The following is a 25,961-nucleotide window of genomic DNA, read 5'->3' as shown; positions in this document are numbered from 1 at the left end:
TTCCGACGAATCCGGCACAGTGCGCGACCACCGCCCGCGGGGCGGCCATGTTAGCGGCTCACCGGCCTTCCCGGCCATCGCCGGATGCCTGACACGCAACCGTGCTGAACATGTCCCGCGTGGCGCTCCAGCCTGGCTGACAGCTGCCTGCGGCCCTGCAACACCCAAAACCCATAAGAGTGAAGCGCTCCCGCGGCCTGCCGTGGTGTCGTAGCGCTGGAAACCCAAGCCGCCCTCCCCGCGCTTGCGCGAATGGGCGGCGAGCCGTGTCCAGAGGCGAAACCCCATGGCGTTCCGCGCGGTAGCCGCTTGCGAGGAACGCAACAATGAAGCGAATGCTGATCAACGCCACGCAGGCTGAAGAGCTGCGTGTTGCCATCGTGGATGGCCAGTCGTTGTATGACATCGACATCGAACAGCCGTCGAAGGAACAGAAGAAGTCCAACATCTACAAGGGCCGGATCTTCCGCATCGAGCCCTCGCTGGAAGCGGCCTTCGTCGAATACGGTGGTGGCCGCCATGGCTTCCTGCCGCTGAAGGAAATCTCCCGCGACTACTTCCAGGCCGGCGTCGACCACAACAAGGCCGGCATCCGCGAGCTGCTGAAGGAAGGCCAGGAGATCGTCGTCCAGGTCGACAAGGAAGAGCGTGGCAACAAGGGCGCTGCCCTGACCACGTTCATCTCGCTGGCCGGCCGCTACATGGTGCTGATGCCGAACTCGCCCAGCGCAGGCGGCGTGTCCCGTCGCATCGAAGGCGAAGACCGTGCCGCCCTGAAGGAGGCCCTGGACAAGCTGAACATCCCCGACGACATGGGCGTGATCATCCGTACCGCCGGCGTCGGCCGCGATGCGGAAGAGCTGCAGTGGGATCTGGATTACCTGCTCAACGTCTGGCGCGCCATCGCCGAGGCCGCGCTGAGCAAGCCGGCCCCGTTCCTGATCTACCAGGAATCGCGCCTGATCGTGCGCGCCCTGCGTGACTACCTGCGCGCCGACATCGGCGAGATCCTGGTGGACACCGAGGAAATGTACGAGCACGCCCGCGAGTTCATGCAGCAGGTGATGCCGCAGACCCTGCGCAAGCTCAAGCATTACAAGGACGACATCCCGCTGTTCAACCGATTCCAGATCGAGTCGCAGATCGAAGGCGCCTACGAGCGCAACGTCCGCCTGCCGTCGGGCGGTTCGATCGTGGTCGACCAGACTGAAGCGCTGACCGCTGTGGACGTCAACTCCTCGCGCGCCACCAAGGGCAGCGACATCGAGGACACCGCGTTCCAGACCAACCTGGAAGCGGCTGAGGAAGTGGCCCGCCAGCTGCGCCTGCGCGACCTGGGCGGCCTGGTGGTGATCGACTTCATCGACATGGCCTCCAACAAGCACCAGCGCGAAGTCGAGAACCGCCTCGCCAACGCGTTGAAGTACGACCGCGCGCGCGTGCAGGTCGGCCGCATCTCGCGCTTCGGCCTGCTGGAAATGAGCCGCCAGCGCCTGCGCCCGAGCCTGGGCGAGTCCAGCCAGATCGTCTGCCCGCGTTGTGACGGCCACGGCCGCATGCGCAGCGTCGAGTCGCTGTCGCTGTCGATCATCCGCGTCGCCGAAGAGCATGCGATGAAGGAGAACACCGGGCAGGTGCTGGTCCAGGCCCCGGTGGAGATCGCCAATTACCTGCTGAACGAGAAGCGCAGCGCCCTGCGCGAGATCGAACAGCGCCACGAAGCGCCGATCGTGATCGTCGCCGACGAGCAGCTGCACACCCCGCACTACACCGTCACCCGCCTGCGCGAGAACGAGCTGGGTGAAGAAAGCAGCAAGCCCAGCTACCAGCGCGGCACCCCGCGCAAGCTGCCGGTGCACGCCCTGACCAAGGGCCAGCTGAACATCCCGCCGCCGGCCGTGACCCAGGTCAAGCACACCTCCCCGGCCCCGGTGCGCGAGGAAGCAGAACCGGCCAAGGCGGCGCCGGCCCCGGTCGCCGCAGCGCCGGTGGCAGCGGCCCCGAGCGGTGGCGTGATCGGTTGGCTCAAGCGCGTGTTCGGTGGCGAACCGGCCCCGGCACCGGCACCTGCGGCTCCCGCCGCCCGCCAGCAGCAGGACGGCGGCCGCAAGGACCGCAACAAGGATCGCAACAAGGACCGCAAGGACCGTCGCGACGAAAACCGTGGCAACGGTGGCAACGGCAACGCGCAGCAGCAGAAGGATGGCGGCAACCGCAAGGACCGGGGTGAGCAGCGCAACAAGGACGGCCGCAACGGCAACAACGGCAACGCCCAGCAGCAGCCGCAGCAGGGCAAGCAGAAGGAACCGCAGCAGAAGGATGGCCAGCAGCAGCCGCAGCAGCAGAACAAGCCGCGCAACGAGCAGCAGGGCCAGAACCAGCAGCAGCCGAAGCTGAAGCAGCCGAAGCAGCCGCGCCCGCAGCAGGACGGTGACAAGCCGGCCGAGAAGCCGCAGCGCAACGTCGCCGAAGCCCCGGTTGAAGGTGTGACCGCGGCAGCAGCCGTGGCCGCCACTGCCGTCGCCGCCAATGTGGTGACGGCGCAGGAAGCCACCGCGCCGGTGGCAGCCGTTGCACCGGTGACCACCGCTCCGGCGGATGCCACGGCACCGGTCGACACCGCTGCCGACACCGGCAACGATGCCGTTGCGGTGACCGGTGAAGAGACTGCAGCCGACGCCCATGGCGAGCAGGCTGGCGAAGGTGCAACCCGCCGCCGTCGCGGCCGTCGCGGCGGCCGTCGTCGTCGTCGCGGTGGCGCCGAGAACGCTGCCGGTGGTGACGGCCTGGGCGATGACCAGGACGAGGGTGACGAGGGTGATGACGCCGAGGGCGTCGAGCCGAACGTCGACAGTGCTGCCCCGGCCACGCCGGTCGCCGCCGCACAGCCGACCCGTTCGCAGCCGGAATTCGATTTCGATGACGACGCCGAACCGGTCGCTGTCGAAGCCGAGAAGCCGGTCCGTGCTGCCGCCGCTGCTGTCGCCGCACCGGTGACGGTGGTGAGCAGCGCCGTGGTCGAGGCTGCCGCACCGATCACCGCCGAAGTGCCGGCGCCGGTTGAAACCGCAGCCAAGGCAGAGCCGGTGTCCTCGCCGGTGCAGACCAGCATGCTCGATGCCATCGACGCAGCAACCCCGGCGCAGCCGGTCGCTGTTGCCCCACCGGCGGTCGAAGCAAAGCCGGTCGCGGTGGAAGCAGCCCCGGTGGCTGAAGTCGCTCCGGTGATCGAAGCGAAGCCGGCGGCAGTCGAGTCTGCACCGGTGGCTGAAGCCAAGCCGGCCGCTATCGAAGCCGCTCCGGTGGTAGAAGCCAAGCCGGAGATCGTTGAGGCTGCTCCGGTGGTTGAAGCCAAGCCGGTCGTCGAGCCGGTCGTGGTCGCCGAACAGCCGGTCGCGCCGGTGGTGGTGGAAGCCGCGCCGGTCGAAGCCGCGGCCCCGGTCGCCGACGCGGTGGTGACGCCGTTGATCGACCCGGTCGCCGACGGCCACGCCGACGCTGCCGCCCAGGCTGCAGAAGCCAAGGCTGATGAAGAAGACGAAGAGGCCGCCAAGCGCACGCCGCCGGCGAACTGATCGCTCCTTGATCACGTGAGAAAAGGAAACGGCGGGGATCAGTGATCCCCGCCGTTTTTGTTTGTGCTTCGGGCCGAACCGTACCAACCAAGGTTGTCACCTACCCAGGCGTGTCCCGTCAGGGTTTCGGCGCGAATTGCAGGCGGGTCCACACGCCGTAGTGGTCCGAAGCCCAGCGACCGCTGTCGTCGGGCTGGTCGAACAGGATCTTCGCCTCGCGCGCGACCATCTCGTCCTGCTGGAAGAAGATGTGGTCGATGCGGGAAGGCGCCTGGTAGTAGTGGCGGTTCAGCGTACTCACCCCGGCCAGGTCGGTGTTCACGTGCACGCTGCCGTAGCTGTCGCCGTAGTGGCTGCGCAGCTCGCTCAGGTCGCCCGCATCCACCAGCGCGTTGAAGTCGCCGGCGATCACCACCGGCGCACCGGCCGAGGTTTCGGTGATGTAGCGCAGCAGGTCCTCGACCTGGCTGCGGCGGATGCGTTGCCCGCGCTCGTCACTGCGCTCGTTGAGATGCGTGGCGTAGACGTTCACCGGCGTGCCGTCGACGTCGATGCGCAGGTGAGCAACCGTGCGGTAGTCGTCCAACGGCTGCAGCAGATGATCGCCATGGGCAAGGATCGGTCGCCGGGTCAACAGGGCGTTGCCATAGCGCTTCGGCGCCCCCACCGGATCGGTGGACACGAACACGTACTTGTAGCCGAGCTGGCTGGCCAGCCATTGCGCCTGGTTGCGCACGTTGCGGCGCTGGATCACTTCCTGCAGGGCAACCGCATCCGGCTGCAGGCGCTTGAGCTCGGCCAGGATGGTGCGGCGGCGGGCTGGCCAGTCCTCGCGGTCGTGATGCAGGTTGAAGGTGACCATGCTCATGCCCGGCGCGGTGGCGACGTCAGCCGCCGCCGCGGCGGCCGGCTCGGCCGCCGTCACCGCGCCCGGCAATGCCAATGCAATTGCCAGCCCCAGGGCACGCACGGTCGTGCGCACCCTTGCCCCCTGCTGCTTCATCGTTACTGCCCCTTGCGCTCGGCGCGGCGCACCGCGCTCGGTACATCGATCTCGACCCGCGCCGGCAACTGATGCACGTGCAGCTCCTTGTTGACCCACTCGGCCGTTTCGCCATTGATGGTCGCTTCGCCCGGATCACCGGCGTACGGCCACGGCAACACCACGCCACCGACCGGTGGCAGCAGGCCCGGCTGCACGTCCAGCACCAGTTGCTTGTCGCTGCGCTGCAGGCGGTAGTTGAGCTGGCCCTGCGGAGTACGCAGGCCCTGAACGGCGATGCCCTCGCCCTGCAGCCACGCGGTCGGCACGCCAGCAGCCAGCACCAGCGCATCGTCCATATCGCGGTTGTAAGCGAACATGTCCAGCGCCGAACGCACGAAGTCCGAGGCCACCCACGCATGTGGCAGGTCACCGACGAAGAACGGCTTGCGTGGTGTGTGCGAGACCACTTCGGCCCACTGGTTCCAGGCCTGCGGCGCACGGTCCCTGAAGAAGAATTCGGTGGCCTGCCAGGCGCGGTCACGCCAGCCCAGGCGCACGAACGCGGCCACGTTGCGCCACTCGTAGGGCGTGTAGTCCTTCCATTCGCGCTTGCCGTCGCGCCGGGCCACGAATTCCTTCCAGTAGCGCTCGAAGGTCGCCTCCAGCGCCTGCTGCGGCAGCCGGCCCTGCTCGCCGCCCGGCGCCAGCGCGATGGTGGTCGAGGTCGCATCGAAATCGCCCAGCTCTGCCGAGCCTGGCAGGTAGTCGATGGTGTGCTGCTGCATCGCCGACAGCAACGAGGCCTGCAGGTCATCACGGAACTGGTCACGCGATTCGGCAATCTGCATCGCCTCGACCTTGCCCAGCTGGGTCGCCAGCAGCGCCGCGTCCTTGTAGCCGCGCAACGCCCAGAAGTTGTCCCAGTACGAATGCATCGGCTTGGCCGAATAGCCTTCGTGGCTGATCGAGGCCGGCATCATCCCGTAGAACGCCGGGTTGCGCGCGCGGTTCTCTTCGGTGCGCTCGCTGGCGCGCAGCTGCTCCATGTAGGTGTAAGCGCCCTGCACGTGCGGCCACATCAGCTCGGTGAAGGTACTGTCGCCGGTGTAACGCCCATACTCGGCGATGCTGTAGATCAGCTCGCCATGGCTGTCGTTCTCCGGCACCGGATCACTGCCGCGCGCATCGACGCAGCACGGCACCTTGCCGTTCTCGAACTGGTACGGCGCATACCAGTTGATGTAATCGCGCACCGCGTCGCTGCGGCCCATGCGCAGCAGTCCTTCGGAGATCATCGCGCCATCGCGGATCCAGCTGCGGGCATACGAACGCGTGCCCGGCTGCAGGCGCGGGCCAACCCGCGAGATCAGCATGTGTGCTACGGCCGTACGCAGGGTATCGACCAGCGCCTGGCCCGCGGCGGGCACCTGCAGCGAGACCACGCCCAGCTTCTGCCGCCACTGCTCGGCCACCTGCGCCTGCGCCTTGGTCACGTCCAGCGCCTTCGGCGCCCAGCCACCGGTCTGCGGCAGCACCACTGCCACTTCGCGGCTCTGGCCGGGCTCGAGCTTGAACGTATAGATCAACGCGCCCGAGGCCATGCCGGTGCTGTCCTTCACCGCCGTGGTGGCCGGGTACTTGCCGTCCGCCAGGTGCATTGCATCGAGCTTGCCGTCGAACGTGCTGGCAAAGCGCGCATCCGGCACCTGCAGCGGGTAGATTCGCGGCTCACCGTTGACCCGAACCAGCTGCTCGCCGACATCCAGCGCTTCGATGCGGCTGAAGCCACCCACGGTATTGAGGAACTGCGTAGGCGGATTGACCTGCCACGGGCGGATTGCCAGTGCCAGGGTGTATTCGTGCGCCACCTTGTCCGGATTGCTCAGCCGGTAGCGGCCGATCAGCTGCGCACGCTCCGGCGTGCCCTGCACGAAACCTGTCACCGCCAGGCCGGCCTTCTCGTGCACCCAGTCGACATTCGCGATCGGCAGGTAATGATCCTGCAGCGACTGGGTGATGGCCACCTTGGACCAGTCCAGCAGCTCGCCATCGAGGCGGATGAACGGCTCGATGCTGAAGCTGCCCTTGGCCGGCTCCAGCGCACCGTCCTCGCTGATCAGCGCCTGTTCCTGGCCGCCATCGAGGCCGAGCAGGGTCCAGTACGGCTGTTCGCCCACATACGCGCGCGGCAGCGAGCCGCGCGGCAGGTCGGCGGCGACCGAGGACAGGAAGGCATTGGGCGTGGCGGCGAACGCCAGGGGCTTCAGTGCGATGTCACGGATGCCGTACCGCCAGTTCGGGCCATCCTGCAGATCGAAGCGCACGTAGCGCGCATCGGTGTCCGGCAGCGCCAGCCAGTCACGACCACCGGCACCACTGGTCACTTCGCGCACGGTCCGCCAATCGCGGCCATCCTCGGAGGTGCGGACGGTGTAGCGACGCGCTTCCAGGTTCGGCAGCCAGTCGATCACCGCACCGCCGATCTCGCGGCTCTTGTGCAGGTCCAGGCTGATGGTCTGCTGCTTGACCCCGCCGCTGATCCAGAACGTATCGCTCTTGCCGTCGATCATGCGGTCCTGCAGGGCGGTGGCGGTATCGGCGATCACCGACGGCACCAGCGCCGAATCATCCTGCGGCGGCAGGCCCTGCAGGGTCAGCTTGTCGAAGCACACCGTGCCACGGCCGCCGACCTTGCTGTAGATCGTGAACTCAACCGCGGCGCTGCGCGCCATCTCCTTTTCGGGAGACGGTCCCCACGCCTTGTCGATCTGTCGACGCCGGTACTCGACCGGCGTCCACGCCTTGGAGAATGTGTAGCCGGGGCGGTTGACCCACCAGACGTTGTCGCCGCTGGCGTCGATCAGCTTGAACTGCAGGTCGTTGCCCGGCGAATCACCGCGCAGCTGGAAACCGAAGCGGTAATTGACCGGATAGTCGATGTTCAGCGCGCGGCGGATGCCGACGTAGCCGGAGACATCGTGGAAGTCATAGTCCAGGCACAGCGCGCGGCCACCGCCGACGCCGCTGACCGGCCGCAGCGAGCCGCTGACCTGGTCGGACAGCACCAGCGTCCAGGCGGCGATATCGTCGAAATCGTCCAGGACCTTCGGTGCCGGCAGCGCCGGAGGTGCGGCAATCGCCAGGGAGGTCCACAACAGGCCCAGTCCAACGGCGATCGCTCGCTTCATCCCTTGACGCTCCCCAACAACAGACCTTGGATGTAGTACCGCTGCAGCACCAGGAACAGCGCCAGCACCGGGACCACGGTGACCACTGCGCCAGCCATCATCATTTCCACGTCCATGATGTGCTCGCGCGAGAGGGTGGCCAGCGCCACCGGCAGAGTGTAGTGCTCCTGGTCGGTCAGCACGATCAACGGCCACATGAAATCGTTCCATGCGCCCATGAAGGTGAAGATCGCAAGGGTCACCAACACCGGCTTGAGCATCGGCAGCACGATCTGGAAGAAGATGCGCAGCTCCCCTGCCCCGTCGATGCGAGCCGCTTCCAGCAGCTCGTCCGGAATCGAACGCGCGTACTGGCGCACCAGGAAGATGCCGAACACGCTGGCCAGCGCCGGCACGATCACGCCACCGAAGCTGTTGACCAGCCCCAGCTGCTTCATCAGCAGGAACAGCGGCAGCATCGCCACCTGCGCCGGAATCACCAGCGCGGCCATCAGCACCTGGAACAGGCGCTCGCGGCCGACGAAGTTCAACTTGGCGAAGGCATAGCCGGCCATGGTGTTGAGCAGCAGCGAACCGACCGTGATGCCCAGCGAGACCAGCAGGCTGTTGGCGAAATTGCCGCCCATGCCGGTACGCGCGAACAGCTCATGGTAGTTGTGCGTGGTGACGCTGGAAGGCAGCAGCGGCGGCGGGAAGTGGCTGGCCTCGCCCTGCGGCATGAATGAGACCGACACCATCCACAGCAGCGGTGCCAGGCTGACCAGGGCCAGCACCAGCAACGCACCATTGATCATCCACGGGTACCAGCGCGACTGGCCGATTTCACGACTCATACCAACTGCCTCTTGCGGCCGAAACGCAGCATCACGGTGGTCACCGCCAGGATGATCAGGAACAGCAGGAACGCCACAGCCGAGGCGCGTCCCAGGTTCCACCACTTGAAGCCTTCCTCGAACATGAAATACAGCACGCTGACGGTGCTCTGCAGTGGGTCGCCGCGGGTCATCACGTACGGTTCGGCGAACAGCTGGAAGTAGCCGGACACGGTGATCACGCCGACCACCAGCAGCACCGGGCCGAGCATCGGCAGCGTGATGTGCAGGAACTGCTTCCAGCGCGAGGCACCGTCGATGCGTGCGGCCTCGTACAGATCATGCGGGATCGCCTGCAGGCCAGCCAGGAAGATCACCATGTTGTAGCCGAAGTTCTTCCACACCGCGAACAGCATGATGGTCGGCATCGCCCAGTTGGGGTCGCCCAGCCAGTCGATCGGGCTGATGCCCAGGTGGCCCAGGCCATAGTTCACCAGGCCGTAGCTGGTGTGGAACAGGTAGCGCCAGATCACCGCCACCGCCACCAGCGTGGTCACCACCGGCGCGAACAGCGCGGTGCGGAACAGCGCCTTGAAGCGCGCGGCCGGTGCATTCAGCAGCATCGCCGCGCCCAGCGACACGCCGATCGACAGCGGCACGCCGATCAGCACGAAGTAGGTGGTGTTCCACAGCGACTTCCAGAACATCGGCGTCTGCAGAAGGTCGATGTAGTTGCCCAGCCCGACGAAGCGCAGGTTGCTGCTGTCGGCCAGCGCGTACAGATCGAAGTCGGTCACGCTCAGCGCCAGCGCCGAGGCCACCGGCAGGCCGAAGAACACGCCCAGCACGATCAGCGAGGGACCGGCGAAGATCCAGCCGGCAAGCGAAGTACGTTTCATTGCGCGCTCCCGGCGGCGACGGCGCTGCTTGATTGCGGCGACGGCACGCGCTGCTGCAGGCGTTGTTGTTCATGCATCCAGCGGCGCTTAGCCAGCACCTTGTCCACGCGCTGGTCGAGCTCTTCCACGGCCTTGTCCTGCGGCAGGCCACCGCGCACCACCTTCTCGGTGACGATGCGCATTTCCTGCACGATGCGCTCCCATTCGAGCACCTTCGGCGTCGGCTTGACCCGCTCCAGCTGGTCACGGAACGCCGCAGCCAGCGGATCGTTGGCCAGCGACGGCGCGCTCCAGGTGCTGCGGCGCGGCGGCAGGTCGCCGATGATCGAATGGAAACGCGCCTGGATCTGCGGCCGCGACAGGAACTCGATCAGCTTCCACGACGCTTCCTTCTGCTGCGATTTGCGGAAGATCACCAGGCTGGTACCCCCGGCGATGCCGGCGCCGGGGCCGTCCGGACCCGGCAGCGCGGCGGTACCCCACTGCCCTTCCAGTTCCTTCGGCTGCAGCTTCTTGAACTCGCGGATGTTCCAGGGGCCGGAGATGTAGAACACGTTGAAGCCGCGGAAGAACTCGTCCCAGACGTTGGAGATCTGCGTCTCGGACATCTTCGGCGCCCAGCCCTGCTCGAACATGTTGGCGTAGAAGGCCAGCGTGCGGCGGAAGCCCGGGCTGGCGAAGTTGCCGCGGGTGTCGTCGTCGCGCAGCAGCGGATCGGGCTGCTGCAATGCCAGCGACAGCTGCTGCTCGAACTCGTTGATCGGCATCAGCACCGCGTAGCGGTTCGGACCCTGCATGCGCTTGATCGCCGCCATCTGCTCGTCCCACTCCTGCCACGTGCGCGGCGGGTGGTCGTAGCCGGCCTTGGCCAGCAGGTCCTTGCGGTAGTAGATCAGGCGTGTATCGACGTACCACGGCACGCCCACCAGCTCGCCGTGGATCACGTTGGTATCCCAGATGCCCTGGAAGTAGTCCCTTTCATCAACCACCGCCGAGTGCTCGACGAACGGCTGCAGCGGCGTCAGCGCATCGAGCTCGGCGAACTCGGGCACCCAGGTGTTTCCGAGCTGGCAGACATCCGGCAGGCCATCGGCAGCGAACGCGGTCAGCAGCTTCTCGTGCGCTGCCGTCCACGGGATGTTCTGCACATCCACCTTGATGCCGGGGTTCTCGGCCTCGAACTCGTGGATCAGCTCGCTGACCACCTCGGCTTCGCGACCCATCGCCCAGAAGCGCACGGTGGTGGTACCCGGCTCGGTGCGGGCGCAGCCGGCCACGGCCAACGCGGCCAGAGCAGGCAGTGCCCAGCGGCGCAGGCGGTCGATCCAGTTCGGCACCGGGTTACTTCCCCTGCCCTGTGTTGCGGTTGGCATTGTTTTTCTGTTCCTGCGCGGCAGCCGCGCGTGATTCGGCGATACCCACCGCGCGTGCCGCCGCGGCCTTTTCGTCCTTCTGCAGTTCCAGCGGCTGGAATGAGCCTTCCGGCGCCAGCCAGCCACCGCTGAACCCTGCCCGCTCCAGTCCCTTGCGGATGTAGGGGTTCTTCTTCATCACCTCCCACACGAAGTCGTTGCGGTAGTTGGCGATCATGGTCAGGATCGGCCCCTGGTCGATGGCGATGTAATCGCTGGCGACCCAGCCACGATCCGGCACCAGGCGACCGGTCTTGATCGGGATGTCGTAGTTGAAGCTGGGATTGAACGAATCCAGGAAGCCATAGCTGGAATAGATGTAGTCGCCGTAGCGCTTGTGCATCTCCAGCGTGGCCGGGATCACCTGCTCCGGCGCGAACACCACCGAGGCGATCGCCGCGGTCGGGGCGATGGTGCCGTCATCGAAGTTCTCGCGCAGGCCGGCGCCACGCGAGGAATAGTGGCGGAACTGGCGCTGCTCGCCGCGGTATTCCTGCGTGGTGTTCTGCGGGCCATCACTGGCGGTCAGGCCCCACACGTTCTCGCCATAGTCCTTCCACTGCATCGGGTTGGCGATGGCGTACTCGCGCTGGGCCAGCGCGGCCGAGCGGCTGTTGAGGAAATAGGTGCTGCCACGCTCGCGCATGTACGCGTCCTGGATGTCGCGGAAGTCGATCCAGACATGGCTGTACTGGTGGCCGAACAGCGGGCCGAACGACAGGTATTCCTGGCCCTGGTAGACGCCCCAGTCGTTGTCGTAGGTGCGCGTCCACACCGTCCACGCGTCCGGGCTGACCGGGTGCGTGGGTGAGCCCAGGGCGAGGATGTAGACCATCATCGCCTCGTTGTAGCCCATCCAGTCGTGGTCGATGAAGCCGCTCTCCGGGAACCAGCCCATCGAGATCAGCGGCGCACGCTGCTGCAGCCAGGGCCAGTCGACCTTCTTGTACAGGGTGTCGGCGATCTGGCGGATCTCCTTCTCGCGCGGATCGTCGCCGTCGTAGTACGACTGCGCGAACAGCACGCCCATCATCAGCAACGCGGTATCCACCGACGACAGCTCGACCCAGCTGTCGTAGCGACGGCCTTCCTGCATGTCCAGGAAGTGGTAGTAGAAGCCCTTGTAGCCGGCCTTGCCGGTGCGCTGCGGACCCATCGGCACATCGCGGAAGAACTTCAGCGTTGTCAGGGTACGGTCGATCGCCTGATTGCGGCTGACCCAGCCGTTCTCGATGCCGATCGGATAGGCGGTCAGCGCGAAGCCGACCGAGGCGATGCTGGCGAACGGCCGCGACGGATAGCGGTCCGGGGTCAGGCCGTTGATTTCGTTGGTGGTGTCCCAGAAGAACTGGAACGTACGGCGCTCGATGTCATCGAACAGCGGCGGCAGCTCGGGTTTCATCGGCCGCGGGGGCGCGTCGGCCTCGATCAGGATCACTGGTGGGCGCGGCTTGGCAGGCTCCTGCTGGGCCGGTTGGCAGGCGGCCACGGCCAGGCTCAACGCGGCGGCGGACAACAGATGGCGTGCCTGCATGGCGCGGTTCCTCCGGTGGTCTGATCGATGGGAAAGCATAACGTCCAATGATCTGAAATCGTTTACAAGGTGCGTTCCAAAAAAACCACGAACATCGTGGCCTGACACCGCGATCATTGCCCACGCCGCTGCCCCCTGTCCGGCAGCGGCGTGGGCAATGGACCGGCACGAGGCCGGCCATTGCCATGCATCCCTTCAGCCGATGCCGCCGGCGGACCGGCGGCATCGGGTCGTGCATCTACATCCGGGCTTAGAAGCGGAAGCCCACTTCGGCCTTGACCTGACGCGGCGTACCGATGATGTCGCCGGTCTCGTTGTAGCTGGCCTGCAGCTTGCCGTTGGTCTTGACGTAGTTGTAGGTGGAGAAGTTGTCGAAGTTGAACACGTTGATGATGTCGATACGCGCGTACAGCTCGGTATCGCCCGCCAGCTTGAACGTCTTCGTCGCCTGCAGGTCGACCGAACGGTAGCCGAAGATCTTGCCACCCACCAGGAACTTGCCGGTGGCGTTGGGCACGGCCGCCTGCGGGGTCGGCAGGGTGTAGCCGCTGGCCTGCATCACCGGGTACCAGTCGTTGACGGCAGTCGGGGTGGCCAGGGTGATCTTGCCGCCGAAGGTGATGCCCCAGAAGCCCGCGTACGAACCGGTCATCACCAGACGGTGACGCGGCGCGCCGTTGGAACGGATGGTCGGGTAGTCGCCGATCAGGCCGCGGTCAAACGCGTACTTCTCGTTGATGTCGCGGTTGTGGCGTGCGGTCGTCCAGGTGTAGGCGATCGAGGTGCCCCAGCCGCTTTCCTTGGTGAACGGCTTCTGCGCCGACAGCAGGACCTGGGTGGCACGGGTCTTGATGCCCTGCTGGCCGATGATCAGGCTGCCGAAGCCCGGCACGTTGCAGCTCCAGGCCTGGCTCAGGCCCGGGGAGGTGCCACCGCACAGGCGCGGATCATCGAAGAACTGGCCGGTCGGATAGCGGTTGCCCAGGGTGAAGGCGAAGCCATCGTAGCTCAGGGTACGGGCAATGGTAGCGTCGGTCAGCCAGTCGCCGATCTGGTTGCTCATGCCCAGGCTGAACTGGTCCGAATACGGCGCCTTCAGCTTGTTGTTCAGCAGGTCCACTTCCAGCCCGGCATTGCTGGTCGCGCCGACCAGTGCCTGCAGGTTGCCGATGCCATTGAGCAGGTTCGGGTTCCAGTCATAGCAGGCGGCCTGGCCGTTGATGCAGGCGCCGGTGGCCGGGTTGCGGAAGTAGATGGTCGGCTGCGGCAGGGCCAGCTTGGTGGTTTCCAGCTGCAGGTTGTCGAACAGGTCGCGGTCGTAGGAACGGCCGGCACCACCGTGGATCACGTGCTGCTCGTCGGCGTTGATGTCATACGAGAAGCCCAGGCGCGGCTGCCAGGCGTCCTTGAACGCCTTGCGGTTGTGACCGTTGCTGATGTAGTCGCTGATGTCCAGGCCACCCAGTGCCAGCGAATCGGCATAGGTCTGGCCGGCGGGCGCGCGCGGGTCCTGCGAATAGATGGCGTCGACCACCTGCTGCGGGGTCACGAAGTTCAGGTAGGACGGGGTCTTTTCGTAGTCCCAGCGCAGGCCGAGGTTGATCTGCAGGTGATCGTTGACCTGCCAGTCGTCCTGGATGAAGACGCCGTACTGCTTGGACTTCGAACGCACTTCGCCGGACACGCCCGACACGCCGGTCACCGGCTTGACGAACTGCGCCTTGTACGGAATGGAGTCCGGGAAGTCCGGATCGCCCAGGGAGTAGGTGAAGGTCGGGTTGATCTGCGCCGCATCGGAGGCGTACAGATCGATCGCCTTGTACTTCACGCCCATCTTGATGGTGTGGTCACCGGCCCACTGGATGCCATCCAGGGTCAGGTTGTCTTCGATCGACCAGCCCTTCTGGCCCTTCACCTGCGAATCCAGCGCCGAGGCGCCACCGATCTTCACGATGGTGCGGTCTTCGGGGCCGTCCGGTGCGGTGTAGGTGATGCCGTTGGCCAGCGTCAGCGGAGTCGGGTTGTTGAACGAGTCTTCGTGGGTGACCATCAACTCGTTGTAGTAGCGCTCACCGCTGTGGTTCCAGCGCAGGGCGTAACGACGGTCGGTGTTGACCACTTCACGGCCGGCTTCCGGCGAGGTCTGGCCACTGAACTGCGACTGGGTTTCGTCGCGGTCCTGGAAGGTCAGCTCGATGCGATCGTTGTCGGTCGGCTCGAAGTCGATCTTGCCGAAGATCAGGTCCTGCTGGAACGGCTGGCTGGCCGGGCCGAGGCCGGCGGCGCCGGCCGGCGGCAGCAGGCCGGCAGCGCCGGTGACCGCGCCGTCCGGCGCGATGGTGACCGGCAGGTCGAAGCGCTTGGCTTCGTAGGTCACGAAGAAGTGGGCCTTGTCCTGGATGATCGGGCCGCCCAGCGCGAAGCCGTATTCCTTCTCGGCCGATTCCTCCTTGCCCTTGTTCGGCTGGCGCTCGGCCGGGGTCATCGCACGCATGCTGTCGTTGGTATAACGGTAGAAGGCTTCACCCTTGAACTCGTTGGTACCGGACTTGGTCGCGGCGGTGACGGCAGCACTGGACACCTGGCCGTACTCGGCCTTGTAGTTGCCGCTGATGACCTTGTATTCACCAATGGCCAGCTGCGGGAACGGATTGCCGGCGCTGCCGGACTGGCCGGCCACGCCGCCGCCCTTCACGTAGCTCTTCTGGCCCACGCCGTCGATGTAGACGTTGGTGCCGTCGGAGTTGGTGGCGCCGCCCCGCAGGGAGGTGTTGCCCTTGGCGTCGCGGGTGAAGATCAGGCCCGGCACCGCGTCGGCGAACTCCAGGAAGTTGCGCGACACCTGCGGGGTGGTCTGGATCTGCTGCAGGCTGACGGTCTTGCCGACTTCCGAGGTGCGCACCTCCTGCAGCAGGGTCGGCGCGACGACGTTGACGGTGTCCAGGTTGGTCGCTGCGGTCGAACCCGGGGTGCTGCTGGCTGCGCCGGCGAAGTTCAGGGTCGCGGTCGAGGCCACGGTGACGGTGACCTTCTGGGTCTGGCCGTTGGCGACCACGTCGTAGGTGCCCGGGTCCAGCCCCATCAGCGAGTAGCTGCCGTCGGCGCGCACGGTACCGCGACGGACGGTGCCGGTGGCAACGTTGGTGGCAGTCACTTCGGCGCCGGCCTGGGCGCCGGTAACCTGGCCGCGCAGGCTGGCGTTGGCCGACTGCGCCATGACGTTCGGAGCAGCGGCCAGCATCAGGCAGCTGACCAGTGCGGTGCTCAGCAGCCGGCGCGCCGGCGTGCGGAAGGTGGTATGCATCATCAACTCAATCTCCGGGTGGCGGTGACCGCTCGCGCGGTCCCTGCGATCAATCAAAAAAGAAGGAACGCCTCTGGCTTCAACGGCCCGATGGCGGAGTGGTGGAATCGCGAACTATCAAGCGTGGAACCAGGGTCTGCTTGTCCCCTGTCCCATCCGTGGAGGTGCCGTCCATCAACTGCATCAAACGCGTCATGGCCCGATCGCCCAGCTCGGCGATGCTGACCTGCATGGTGGTCAGCGACGGGTGGACGAAACGCGCCAGTGGAATGTCATCGAAACCGGCCAGGGCGACATCGGTCGGCACATGGACCCCAGCCTGCGTGAAGGCATACAGGCAACCCAGGGCCATCATGTCGTTGGCGGCGAACACGGCATCAGGCAGCGCTCCGGCTGCCAGCAACTCCTGACCGGCGCGATGGCCGGAAGCTTCGTCGAAATCACCGGGCAGCTCGATGCCTTCGGCGTCACGGCCGAATGCGGCCAGCGCGTCACGGAAGCCGCGCAGGCGCTCGCGCGCGTCGAAGTTGAGGTCCGGGCCAGAAATGAAAGCGATACGGCGGTGACCGGCATCGAGCAGGTGGCGGGTCATCGCCATCGCGCCGGCGTGGTCGTCGATGCTCAGCACCGGGTGGTCCTGCCCCGGCAGATAAGTGTTGATCAACACCGTCGGCAGCGACTGCGGCAGGTTGTCGGTCAGGAAGCCGGGACTCTCGGCATAGGGCGAGAGCACCAGCAGGCCATCAACGCGGCCGCGCATGGCGCGCAGGGCGGCGCCCTGCTGTTCCTGGTCACCGTGGTAGCTGGACACCAGCAGGTGCTGGCGGCGGTTGCGGGCGACGTTGTCGATGCCGCGCATCAGCTCGGAGAAGAATTCGCCATACAGGTCGGGCAGCACCACGCCCACCGTATTGGTGCGGCGACTGCTCAGGCTGCGGGCGGCGGCGTGCGGGGTGTAACGCAGCCGTGCGGCCACCTCCAGCACAAGCTGGCGGACCGGTTCGGCGACATTTTCATGCCCGTTGAGCGCGCGGGAAACCGTGGCCACGGAGACCCGGGCTTCGCGTGCGACATCCTTGATTGTGATAGCTGCCTTGTTCACGAAGCCGCCCTCCACGGCTTGGACCTACCAGCATTGGCGCGGAATGTAAGCGTTTCCATCCAGGCTTGTAAACAGTCCGTTAGGCGAATGTCCTGAAATGGACATGGAAATCTGTCTTCAGCAAGCCCCTTGGAGACCCGCCAGGACAGTGTGGGACAAGGGCTCAACCCTGTTCTGACGGGGTCTGGGCGCGGATGGACAACGCGTGGATATCGGTTTCCATCATCGAGCCGAGCGCGGCGTAGACCGCGCGATGCCGGGCCAGCGGCCCCAGTCCGGCGAAGTGCTCACTGACCACGTGCACGTTGAAATGGCCGCGGCCGTCGCGCGCACCGGCATGGCCGGCGTGACGATGGCTGTCGTCCTCGATCTCGAGCAGGCTCGGGGCCAGCGCCTGCTGCAGCGCGTCACGCATGCGCACGATCCGCTCGGCATTCACGGCAGAACCTTGCGGAACGGGCGCACCTGCACCTGGGTGTAGACGCCCGCAGCCACGTAGGGATCAGCATCGGCCCAGGCCTGGGCCTGCACGAGCGATTCGAACTGCGCGATCACCACCGAACCACTGAAGCCGGCCGGGCCCGGGTCCTCACTGTCCACCGCCGGGCATGGGCCGGCCAGCAGCAGGCGTCCCTCGTCCCGCAGGGCGTGCAGCCGCGCCAGGTGTTCCGGACGCGCCTGCAGCCGCTGCGCCAGCACATCCTGGCCGTCATAGCCCTCAATCACATACCACACGGCATTTCCTCGCTTGCGTTGTCGGGTGCGCAGATTCTAGCCAATGCGGCCCCCGCCCCGGTCCGGCTGGACACTGGCGCGACAAAGGCTTACCCTAGACTCCATTGCACGTGGCTGGATGCAGCAGCCCGTCGGTTTTTGCGGCCAACGCAGCCCCCGACGACCGTCCCGCTGCTTCGAACCGGACCACCTGGCCGGGCCACGTAGACGACCTCCCCGTAGTTCCGTCGCTGCCGTTTCCTACGGCGCGTCCTGCTGTTTTACCTGTGTGGAATCGCGCCGATCCCGGCGTGTCTGGTGCCCTGGGGCTCCGTGGCGTTGGCCCGGCGAACCCGGTGCCGCGACTGGTCCGTTGCAATCCTGATGTCCATTAGATGACTTCCGAACTCGCGCTCGACGCGAACCCGCCAACCCGGCCGCCCGCACCCCAGCAGCAGGAAATGCCGCTGGCCGTGGTGCATGGGCAACCGGTCCTGCAGATTCCGCAGGACCTGTACATCCCGCCGGACGCGCTGGAAGTCATCCTGGATGCCTTCGAAGGCCCGCTGGACCTGCTGCTGTACCTGATCCGCCGCCAGAACCTGGACGTGCTGGACATCCCCGTGGCCGAGATCACCCGGCAGTACGTGGAATACATCACCGTGATGCGCGAGCTGCGCTTCGAGCTGGCCGCCGAGTACCTGGTGATGGCCGCGATCCTCGCCGAGGTGAAGTCGCGCATGCTGCTGCCGCGACCGGTCAGCGAGGACGGCGATGAGGCCGACCCACGCGCCGAGCTGGTGCGCCGGCTGCAGGAGTACGAACGTTTCAAGCAGGCGGCCGAGGACATCGACGCCCTGCCCCGCCAGGACCGCGACACCAGCGTGGCCCATGCCTTCATGCCCGAACGCACCACGGTGAAGCTGCCGCCGCCGGTGGACCTGAAGGAGATGCTGCTGGCGCTGCACGACGTGCTCAAGCGCGCCGAGCTGTTCAGCGGCCACGCCATCAAGCGCGAGGCGCTGAGCGTGCGGCAACGCATGGGAGAAGTACTGGGCCGGCTTGAAGATGGCAAGTTCTACCGTTTTGAAGGGCTGTTCACCGCAGAAGAAGGCAAGCTGGGCGTGCTGGTCACGTTCCTGGCGGTGCTGGAACTGGCCAAGGAACAGCTGCTGGACATCGTCCAGGAAGAACCGCTGGCGCCGATCTACGTGAAGTCCCTGGCCGCCGGCAACACCAATGCCCCGCTGCAGTTCAGCAGCGAGTTCGACGACAACGACGCCGCCAACGAGAACGAGTGAGCGCTGACTGCCGATGGACCAAACGCTGATCAACCGCATTGTCGAGGGTGCCCTGCTGGCCTCCAGCCAGCCGCTCACCCTGGCCCAGCTGAAAGACCTGTTCCCGGAAGAGGAGCCGGCACCGCCGGGCAGCATCGAACGTGCGCTTGAGCGCCTGCGCGACGCCTGCGAAGGCCGTGGCGTGGAACTGGTCGAGGTCGCCTCCGGCTTCCGCTACCAGGTCACCGGCGAAGTGCATGGCTGGATCAGCCGGCTGTGGACCGAACGCAAGACCCGCTATACCCGTGCCACCCTGGAAACCCTGGCGCTGATTGCCTACCGGCAGCCGATCACCCGCGGCGAGATCGAACAGGTGCGCGGCGTGGCGGTCAGCAGCAACATCATCCAGGCGCTGGAAGAGCGCGAATGGATCCGCGTGGTCGGCCACCGCGACGTGCCCGGCAAGCCGGCGCTGTTCGGCACCACCAAGGGCTTCCTGGACTACTTCGGCCTGAAGCGCCTGGACGAACTGCCGCCGCTGTCGGAACTGAAGGACCTGGGCGAGCTGGAACCGCAGCTGGCCCTGGACCGTGACGCACCGGCCGCCGCCAGTGCCGACGGCCCGGACATTTCGGCGGGCGCCGATGGCGCTGCCGCGAACGATGACGCCGGCCTGGCCGGCAGCGACACCCCCGATTCCGCCGACGCAGCTGCTGCGCCGGCTTCCGATGAGCAAGCACCTTCGCCCCTTGATGATGGGCACCCCGATTCCGCGCCGGGCGAGCGCGCGGTGACCCTGAACGAACGCGAAGACAACGCCGTCGCGACGACGACCGTGGCTGTTGACCAAGCCGATTCCGAACCAGAGGCCGACCTCGAAACCGTCGGCCGGAGCAAAACTGATGAGTGACACCCCCCGTAACAAGCTCTCGCTCAAGCGCGAAGCCACCTCCGAACAGTTCAAGCTGGAAGAGCGCCTGCACAAGGTGCTGGCCCAGGCCGGCCTGGGTTCGCGCCGCGCGCTGGAACAGCGCATCGCCGAAGGCCTGGTCAAGGTCAACGGTGAAGTCGCGCAGACCGGCATGTCGGTCAAGAGCGGCGACAGGATCGAGCTGGATGGCCGTGGCTTCGTCGCCACCGCCCTGGCCGAACCGTCGCGCGTGCTGGTCTACAACAAGCCGGAAGGCGAAGTGACCACCCGCGAAGACCCCGAAGGCCGCCCGACCGTGTTCGAATCCCTGCCGCCGCTGAAGGGCGCGCGCTGGATCGCCATCGGCCGCCTGGACATCAACACCACCGGCCTGCTGCTGGCCACCACCGACGGTGAACTGGCCAACGCCATGATGCACCCGTCGTTCGAGGTCGAGCGCGAGTACGTGGTGCGCGTGCGCGCCCCGGAAGGCGAGGAGAAGGTCTCCGACGCCATCGTCGACCGCCTCGCCCGCGGCGTGGCGCTGGAAGACGGCCCGGCCAAGTTCGACGAGATCGAACGCATCGGCGGTACCGATTCGCACGACTGGTTCCGCGTCGTGGTGAAGGAAGGCCGCAACCGCGAAGTGCGCCGCCTGTGGGAATCGCAGGGCTGCCAGGTCAGCCGCCTGAAGCGCACCCGCTACGGCAAGGTGAGCCTGCCGCGCGAACTGGCCCGTGGCCATTCTGTGGAACTGGGCACCACCCAGGTGGAAGCCCTGCGTGCGCAGCTGAAGCTGGAAGAAGGCGCGCCGTCGGCGCTGACCCTGCAGCCGGTGATCGGCCAGCGCCGCGCCGCCAAGACCACCGTGCGCGTGCGCGAAGGTGGCCGCGGCAATGCCTACGTCAATGGCCACAACACGGCCGATGAAGGTCGCGAGCTGCGTCGTTTCGACAACGTCCGCGAAGACCGCGGCCGTGGTCGCGGCGGCAAGGGTGGCGGCTTCAAGGGTGGCCTGACCGTCAGCGGTGAAGCAGCAGCCAAGCAGTCGCAGAAGCCGTTCAAGCAGCGCACCCAGAAGAACGACCGTTCGCTGCCGGAAGGCAACCCGGCCGCGTTCCGCACCTGGTACGTGCCGGATGGCGTGAGCACCGGCCCGAGCGGCCATCGCAACGCCGGTCCGGGCGCACGTGGCCCGGGTGCCCGGGGTCCGGGCGCAGGCGGCCAGCGCCGTCCGTATGGCAAGCCGAAGGGCCCGGGCGCGGGCGCCGGTGGCGGCCAGGGTCGTGGCGGCTTCGGCGGCGAAGGCCGTGGCGGTGCAGGTGGCCAGGGCCGTCCGGCCGGTGCCGGCAACCGCTCGCAGGGCCAGGGCAACAAGCACCCGTACGGCCATCCGGGCAACGCCCCGAGCTTCCCGTCCGACCACGCCACGCCGGGCTTCAACCCGTACGGCAGCCCGAAGCCGGCACACGGCGCCCGTCCGGGCGGTCGCGGTCCGGGCGGTGGCAACAACCGTGGCCCTGGCGGCAATCGCGGCCCCGGCGGTCCGGGTGGCAACCGTGGCCCGGGTGGCCCCGGCGGCAACCGCGGTCCGGGCGGCCCGCGCCGCAGCGGCCCGCGCGGCGGCTGATCGCTGGCACGCATGAAATGAAAAACCCCGGCGCAGGCCGGGGTTTTTCTTTGTCTGGTGCATCGATCCGCGGGTAGATCCACGCCACGCGTGGATGAAAAGCGTGCATTAGGAATTCTTTGAAAACGTGCTGTTTGTGCCATGTGTCGCCGCATGAAATCCAGCGACTTCCTATCGTGCTTACTCCATCCATGACACACAGGAACCACGATGGCTTGGCACACGTCCAATTCCGTATTGCAACGGGTCGACGGCAGCAATACATGGTGGAACACCGTCTATGGGCCCGCCGACAAGGTCCAGGTTTCTGGCATCTATCGATGCCTGGGCTGCAAGCGTGAGGTCACCTGCAACAAGAATGATCCCTTCCCACCTCAGCCCAAGCACGTGCACAGCCTGGAGCAAGGGCCGATCCGCTGGAAGCTCAACGTGCGCACCAACACTGAAGGGGTCTGACCCCGGTTGCGTCTGCGGCCAGAAAAAGGGGGCGGAGAGGATCAAGTCGTTGGTGCCTCAAACGACTTGATCCTCTCCGTCCCCTTTTTTGGTTTAGCGCCGGCTGAGGGTGAACGCAGTACCGTCCACGCCCAGGTCCCAGCCCTTGCCCGTTCCGGAAAGGGCCAGTGAGATATCGCCCTTGGTCATCACCTGCGCATTGCTGGACTTCACTGCGCCGGCATGTGCCCCAACCGACGCGTAAGTGCCCAGCAGCTGATCGACGCTCATCGCGCCGGTGAAGTTGCCGCGCCCGTTGCTGATCCTGGACTTGCCCACTGTCAGGCCGCCGCCCTTCATCTGGATGCGCACCGGCATGCTGGCGCCATTGCTGCAGGTGACCGTGCCGCTGCCGGAGGCGGTCTTGTAGATCAACGACCAACCGGAAAGGTTGTAGCGCAGCTCGCAATCAAGGTTGCCGGCGGCGTGCGCGGCCGGCGCCAGCGACGCGGAGGCCAAAGCCAGCAGCAGGGCAAGGGGCTTGTTCATGGCAGGTGTTCCCGTTCGGTCGCAATGGCGGCGAATCTAGCAGCGCGCGCGTGCAGGTTGGATGCACGCGCGCGCTCGTGTGCGACCAGCATTCAGCCGCCGTCGTTCTGTTTCAGGCCCGCTCGTCCAGGTGGAAGGCATCGGCATCAAGCATCGCCGGGAAGCGCGCACGGTGCGCGGCCAGGGCCTCGGCCGAGATGGTGGTGGTGACCACCTGTTCGCGTTCACGGATCTCCACCTGCGGCTGGCCGAGGAAATCCAGCACCGCGCTGTCGCCAGCGTAGTGCAGCTGATTGCCATCCACGCCCACGCGATTCACCGCCGCCACGAAGCACAGGTTCTCGATCGCACGCGCGCGCAGCAGGGTCTTCCACGCATAGGCACGCGCCGAGGGCCAGTTGGCCACGAATATCTGCAGGTCGAAGTCCAATTGCTCGGGACGCTCGACGTTGTAGCGGTTGCGGCAGAACACCGGGAAGCGCAGGTCGTAGCAGACCTGCGGATTGATCCGCCAGCCTTTCCATTCCACGCTCAGGCGCTCACGGCCGGCGGCATAGCGCTCGTGCTCGCCGCCGTAGCGGAACAGGTGGCGCTTGTCGTAGTGCTGCAGCCCGCCATCGGGCGTGGCGAACAGCAGGCGGTTGTACACGCCGTCGCCCTCGCGCAGCTGCACGCTGCCGATCACCGCCGCGTTCAAGGCCTTGGCCTGTTCGCGCACCCAGGCCACGGTCGGGCCGTCCATGCCTTCGGCCTGCGCGATGGCGTCGTTGGAGAAGCCACTGGTGAAGGTCTCCGGCAGGATCACGAGGTCGGTGCTGCCGGCCAGCGGTGCCAGCAGCGCGCCATAGTAGGTGCGGTTGCCGGTCGGGTCGTGCCAGCGGGTGTCGCCTTGCACCAGGGAAATACGCAGGTCCTGCATGGTCAGCGCTCCGCTCAGAGAAGGCGCAGGCGTTCGATCGCCGCGTCCATGGTCGCTTCGTTCTTGGCAAAGCACAGGCGCACCAGGCGCTGGCCGGCCGGCGGGGTCTCGTAGAACGGCGACAGCGGGATGGCGGTCACGCCTTTCTCGATGGTCAGCCACTTCACGAACTCGTGGTCCGGCAGGTCGCTGATGGCCGAGTAGTCGACCAGCTGGAAGTAGCCGCCCGGCACCGGCAGCGGCTTCAGGCGGGTGCCGGCCAACTGCGCGCGGAAACGGTCGCGCTTGGCCTGGTAGAACGCGCCCAGCTCCAGATGGTGTTCCGGCTCGTCGCGGATCATCGCGGCGAAGCCGTACTGGGCCGGGCCGAAGCTGGTGAAGGTGTTGTACTGGTGCACCTTGCGGAACTCGGCGGTCAGCAGCGGCGGCGCCACCGCGTAGCCGATCTTCCAGCCAGTGCAGTGGTAGGTCTTGCCGAAGCTGGAGATGACGAAGGTGCGCTCGCGCAGCTCCGGGTAACGCAGCGCCGATTCGTGGCGGCGGCCGTCGTAGATGATGTGCTCGTACACTTCATCGGAAATCAGGTAGATCTGCGTGCCACGCAGCAGGTCGGCCAGCGCCTGCATGTCGGCTTCGTCCAGCATCGCGCCGGACGGGTTGTGCGGGGTGTTGACCATCAGCATGCGGGTGCGCGGGGTGATCGCCGCACGCACGCGGTCCCAGTCGACGGCGAAGGTCTGCGGATCCAGCGGCACATGCACTGCCGTGGCGCCAGCCAGCTCGATGGCCGGTTCGTAGCAGTCGTAGGCCGGGTCGAGCACGATCACTTCCTCACCGGCACGCACCACGGCGTGGATGGCGTTGAAGATCGCTTCGGTGGCGCCGCTGGTGACGGTGATCTCGGTGTCAGGATCGATCGTCGCGCCGTACAGGTCCAGCGACTTCTGTGCGATGGCCTGGCGCAGCGGCGCCACGCCGGTCATCGGCGGATACTGGTTCAGGCCGGCGGCCATCGCGTTGGTGGTCTCGTCGATCAGGCGCTGCGGCGCGGAGAAATCAGGGAACCCCTGGCCGAGGTTGACCGCGCCATGTTCGGCGGCGAGCTGGGACATCACGGTGAAGATCGTGGTACCGACCTTGGGCAGCTTGGTGTTGGGTTGCATCGGCCTGGAGTCTGGAGGAACGAGGCCCAGAAGTGTACGAAATCCACGCTGCGACTGTGGGTTCGGCCGGTAGCGCCGGGTCATGCCCGGCGGCTTTTTGCATATGCCTTGCGGCCACCGCGCATGGCCGGGCGCTACCGGAACAGCATTCACCGCTACAATTGCCGCCGCACTCCGGCATGAAGACCCCTGCCCCTTGAACACCCCTGCATTGCTGGCCGCCAGCGGCCTCAGCTTCTCCCGCAATGACGAGCCGGTGTTCGGCCCGCTGGACTTCCATGTGGACGCCGGCGAAGCCCTGCTGGTGCAGGGCGGCAATGGCGCCGGCAAGACCACCCTGCTGCGCGTGCTGGCCGGCCTGGCCCGGCCCGGTGCCGGCCAGGTGCGCATCGACGGCAGGCCGGCCAGCAATGCCGAGCGTGCACGCTACGTGGCCTACCTCAGCCATCTGCCTGCCTTGAAGCCGGACCTGGATACGCTGGAGAACCTGCATTTCCTGTGTGGCCTGCACGGCCGCCGCGCACGGCAGATGCCGGGCAACGCACTGGCCATCGTCGGCCTGGCCGGCTACGAGGACACCCTGGTACGCCATCTGTCGGCCGGGCAGAAGCGCCGGCTGGCCCTGGCGCGCATCTGGCTGTCGCCCGCACCGCTGTGGCTGCTCGACGAACCCTATGCCAACCTCGACCTGGAGGGCATCACCCTGGTCAACCGGATGATCTCGGCACACCTGCGTGCCGGTGGCGCCGCGCTGGTCACCACCCACGGCGCCTATGCCGCGCCGCCCGTGCGCACCCGCCAGCTCGACCTCGGCGGTGCCGCATGATCGCGCCGGGCACCGAACCGGGCCTGTGGCAGACCGCGGGCGCGCTGCTCAAGCGCGACCTGCGCCTCCTCTGGCGCCGTCGCGGCGATGCGCTGCAGCCGCTGCTGTTCGCAGTGCTGGTGGTGGTGCTGTTCGCGCTGGCCCAGGGCCGCGAATCGAAACTGCTGAGCGCCACCGGCGGCGCGGTGCTGTGGTTGGCGGTGCTGCTGGCCGGGCAGCTGTCGCTGGATTCGCTGTTCCGTTCCGACGCCGAGGATGGCTCGCTGGAGCAATGGCTGCTGGCGCCGGTGCCACTGGCCTGGCTGGTGCTGGTGCGCGTGCTGCTGCACTGGGCCACCACCGCCCTGCCGCTGATCATCGTCAGCCCGTTGCTGGCTGAAATGCTGCATCTGCCGCATGACCAGCTGCCGATGTTGCTGGCATCGTTGCTGCTGGGAACACCGTTGCTGAGCCTGATCGGTGGTGTGGTCGCTGCACTGACCGTAGGCATCCGGCGCTCTGGTATTCTCGTGGCGTTGCTGTCGTTGCCGCTGTACGTGCCGGTGCTGGTGTTCGGCGCAGGCAGCCTGGCGGCAGCCGGACGCGGACAGGATCCGGTCGGTGCGCTGCTGATGCTGGGCGCCGGCCTGCTGGTCGCGCTGGTGCTGGCACCGTTGGCCACTGCTGCTGCAATACGCATTTCTCTGAGTTGACCGAGCTGAGAGCCAATCCACCCCTGCTGGAT

20 protein-coding genes are annotated in these 25,961 nt (G+C 66.6%); 7 read left to right on the top strand and 13 right to left on the bottom strand.

Features of this window, described 5'->3' with window-relative positions:
- The first annotated feature begins 326 nt into the window (after positions 1-326).
- Entirely contained in the window at positions 327-3,575 is a 3,249-nt protein-coding gene (locus AC5P8Z_RS08055; protein ID WP_495228701.1) for an Rne/Rng family ribonuclease, read from the top strand.
- A gap of 118 nt (positions 3,576-3,693) precedes the next feature.
- On the opposite strand, the gene AC5P8Z_RS08050 is transcribed toward AC5P8Z_RS08055, so the two are convergent.
- The 10 genes from AC5P8Z_RS08050 to AC5P8Z_RS08005 all read right to left on the bottom strand — a co-directional run bounded on the left by AC5P8Z_RS08050 (position 3,694) and on the right by AC5P8Z_RS08005 (position 17,546).
- Positions 3,694-4,578 carry an endonuclease/exonuclease/phosphatase family protein gene (locus AC5P8Z_RS08050; RefSeq protein WP_286069094.1) on the bottom strand — a complete coding sequence of 295 codons (885 nt, stop codon included), beginning with the start codon at positions 4,576-4,578 and terminating at the stop codon, positions 3,694-3,696.
- Between the two features lie 2 nt (positions 4,579-4,580).
- Entirely contained in the window at positions 4,581-7,748 is a 3,168-nt protein-coding gene (locus tag AC5P8Z_RS08045) for a discoidin domain-containing protein (RefSeq protein ID WP_286069095.1), read from the bottom strand.
- Positions 7,745-8,581 (bottom strand): carbohydrate ABC transporter permease, encoded by an 837-nt coding sequence (locus AC5P8Z_RS08040; protein ID WP_049430599.1) that lies wholly within the window; start codon positions 8,579-8,581, stop codon positions 7,745-7,747. The genes AC5P8Z_RS08045 and AC5P8Z_RS08040 overlap by 4 nt, the downstream gene beginning before the upstream one ends.
- A complete protein-coding gene (locus tag AC5P8Z_RS08035) occupies positions 8,578-9,459 on the bottom strand; it encodes a carbohydrate ABC transporter permease (protein WP_005410323.1) in 882 nt (293 codons plus the stop codon). The genes AC5P8Z_RS08040 and AC5P8Z_RS08035 overlap by 4 nt, the downstream gene beginning before the upstream one ends.
- Positions 9,456-10,832, bottom strand: a complete 1,377-nt coding sequence (locus AC5P8Z_RS08030; protein WP_495228699.1) for a sugar ABC transporter substrate-binding protein — start codon at positions 10,830-10,832, stop codon at positions 9,456-9,458. The genes AC5P8Z_RS08035 and AC5P8Z_RS08030 overlap by 4 nt, the downstream gene beginning before the upstream one ends.
- Positions 10,801-12,405: a glucoamylase family protein gene (locus AC5P8Z_RS08025; RefSeq protein WP_286069096.1), complete on the bottom strand. Its 1,605-nt coding sequence runs from the start codon at positions 12,403-12,405 to the stop codon at positions 10,801-10,803. The genes AC5P8Z_RS08030 and AC5P8Z_RS08025 overlap by 32 nt, the downstream gene beginning before the upstream one ends.
- Positions 12,406-12,655: 250 nt before the next feature.
- Positions 12,656-15,712, bottom strand: a complete 3,057-nt coding sequence (locus AC5P8Z_RS08020) for a TonB-dependent receptor (protein WP_295564986.1) — start codon at positions 15,710-15,712, stop codon at positions 12,656-12,658.
- A 76-nt stretch (positions 15,713-15,788) separates the two neighbouring features.
- Positions 15,789-16,826 (bottom strand): LacI family DNA-binding transcriptional regulator, encoded by a 1,038-nt coding sequence (locus AC5P8Z_RS08015; RefSeq protein WP_286069098.1) that lies wholly within the window; start codon positions 16,824-16,826, stop codon positions 15,789-15,791.
- Positions 16,827-16,974: 148 nt separating this feature from the next.
- Entirely contained in the window at positions 16,975-17,250 is a 276-nt protein-coding gene (locus AC5P8Z_RS08010; RefSeq protein ID WP_495228697.1) for a BolA family protein, read from the bottom strand.
- Entirely contained in the window at positions 17,247-17,546 is a 300-nt protein-coding gene (locus AC5P8Z_RS08005; RefSeq protein ID WP_286069099.1) for a YciI family protein, read from the bottom strand. The genes AC5P8Z_RS08010 and AC5P8Z_RS08005 overlap by 4 nt, the downstream gene beginning before the upstream one ends.
- Positions 17,547-17,920: 374 nt before the next feature.
- Between AC5P8Z_RS08005 and AC5P8Z_RS08000 the strand changes: the two genes are divergently transcribed.
- From AC5P8Z_RS08000 to AC5P8Z_RS07985, 4 genes are all read left to right on the top strand, one after another.
- Complete coding sequence (locus tag AC5P8Z_RS08000; protein WP_286069100.1) at positions 17,921-18,826, top strand: segregation and condensation protein A; 906 nt, start codon at positions 17,921-17,923, stop codon at positions 18,824-18,826.
- Between the two features lie 13 nt (positions 18,827-18,839).
- Complete coding sequence (gene scpB / locus AC5P8Z_RS07995) at positions 18,840-19,715, top strand: SMC-Scp complex subunit ScpB (RefSeq protein ID WP_286069101.1); 876 nt, start codon at positions 18,840-18,842, stop codon at positions 19,713-19,715.
- Positions 19,708-21,345 (top strand): pseudouridine synthase, encoded by a 1,638-nt coding sequence (locus AC5P8Z_RS07990; protein ID WP_495228695.1) that lies wholly within the window; start codon positions 19,708-19,710, stop codon positions 21,343-21,345. The genes scpB and AC5P8Z_RS07990 overlap by 8 nt, the downstream gene beginning before the upstream one ends.
- A 210-nt stretch (positions 21,346-21,555) precedes the next feature.
- The gene (locus AC5P8Z_RS07985; protein WP_286069103.1) at positions 21,556-21,801 is read left to right on the top strand and encodes a protein L; all 246 of its coding nucleotides are present in this window, start codon (positions 21,556-21,558) and stop codon (positions 21,799-21,801) included.
- A gap of 93 nt (positions 21,802-21,894) precedes the next feature.
- Here the strand turns inward: AC5P8Z_RS07985 and AC5P8Z_RS07980 are convergent, their stop codons facing one another.
- The 3 genes from AC5P8Z_RS07980 to AC5P8Z_RS07970 form a co-directional block, all read right to left on the bottom strand.
- Positions 21,895-22,329, bottom strand: coding sequence for a hypothetical protein (locus tag AC5P8Z_RS07980; protein ID WP_495228693.1), 435 nt, complete (start codon positions 22,327-22,329; stop codon positions 21,895-21,897).
- A gap of 112 nt (positions 22,330-22,441) precedes the next feature.
- A complete protein-coding gene (locus tag AC5P8Z_RS07975; protein WP_495228691.1) occupies positions 22,442-23,248 on the bottom strand; it encodes an amidohydrolase in 807 nt (268 codons plus the stop codon).
- Positions 23,249-23,262: 14 nt separating this feature from the next.
- Entirely contained in the window at positions 23,263-24,411 is a 1,149-nt protein-coding gene (locus AC5P8Z_RS07970) for a pyridoxal phosphate-dependent aminotransferase (RefSeq protein WP_286069106.1), read from the bottom strand.
- A gap of 196 nt (positions 24,412-24,607) precedes the next feature.
- On the opposite strand from AC5P8Z_RS07970, the gene ccmA reads away from it, so the two are divergent.
- Together ccmA and ccmB are read left to right on the top strand one after the other, a co-directional pair.
- Complete coding sequence (gene ccmA / locus AC5P8Z_RS07965) at positions 24,608-25,237, top strand: heme ABC exporter ATP-binding protein CcmA (RefSeq protein WP_495228689.1); 630 nt, start codon at positions 24,608-24,610, stop codon at positions 25,235-25,237.
- A complete protein-coding gene (gene ccmB, locus AC5P8Z_RS07960; protein WP_495228687.1) occupies positions 25,234-25,929 on the top strand; it encodes a heme exporter protein CcmB in 696 nt (231 codons plus the stop codon). Before ccmA ends, ccmB begins: the two co-directional genes overlap by 4 nt.
- Positions 25,930-25,961 lie beyond the last annotated feature (32 nt).

This window comes from Stenotrophomonas sp. YJH_SMC_17 (assembly GCF_059371655.1).
This window is presented reverse-complemented; position numbering and strand designations above follow the sequence as displayed.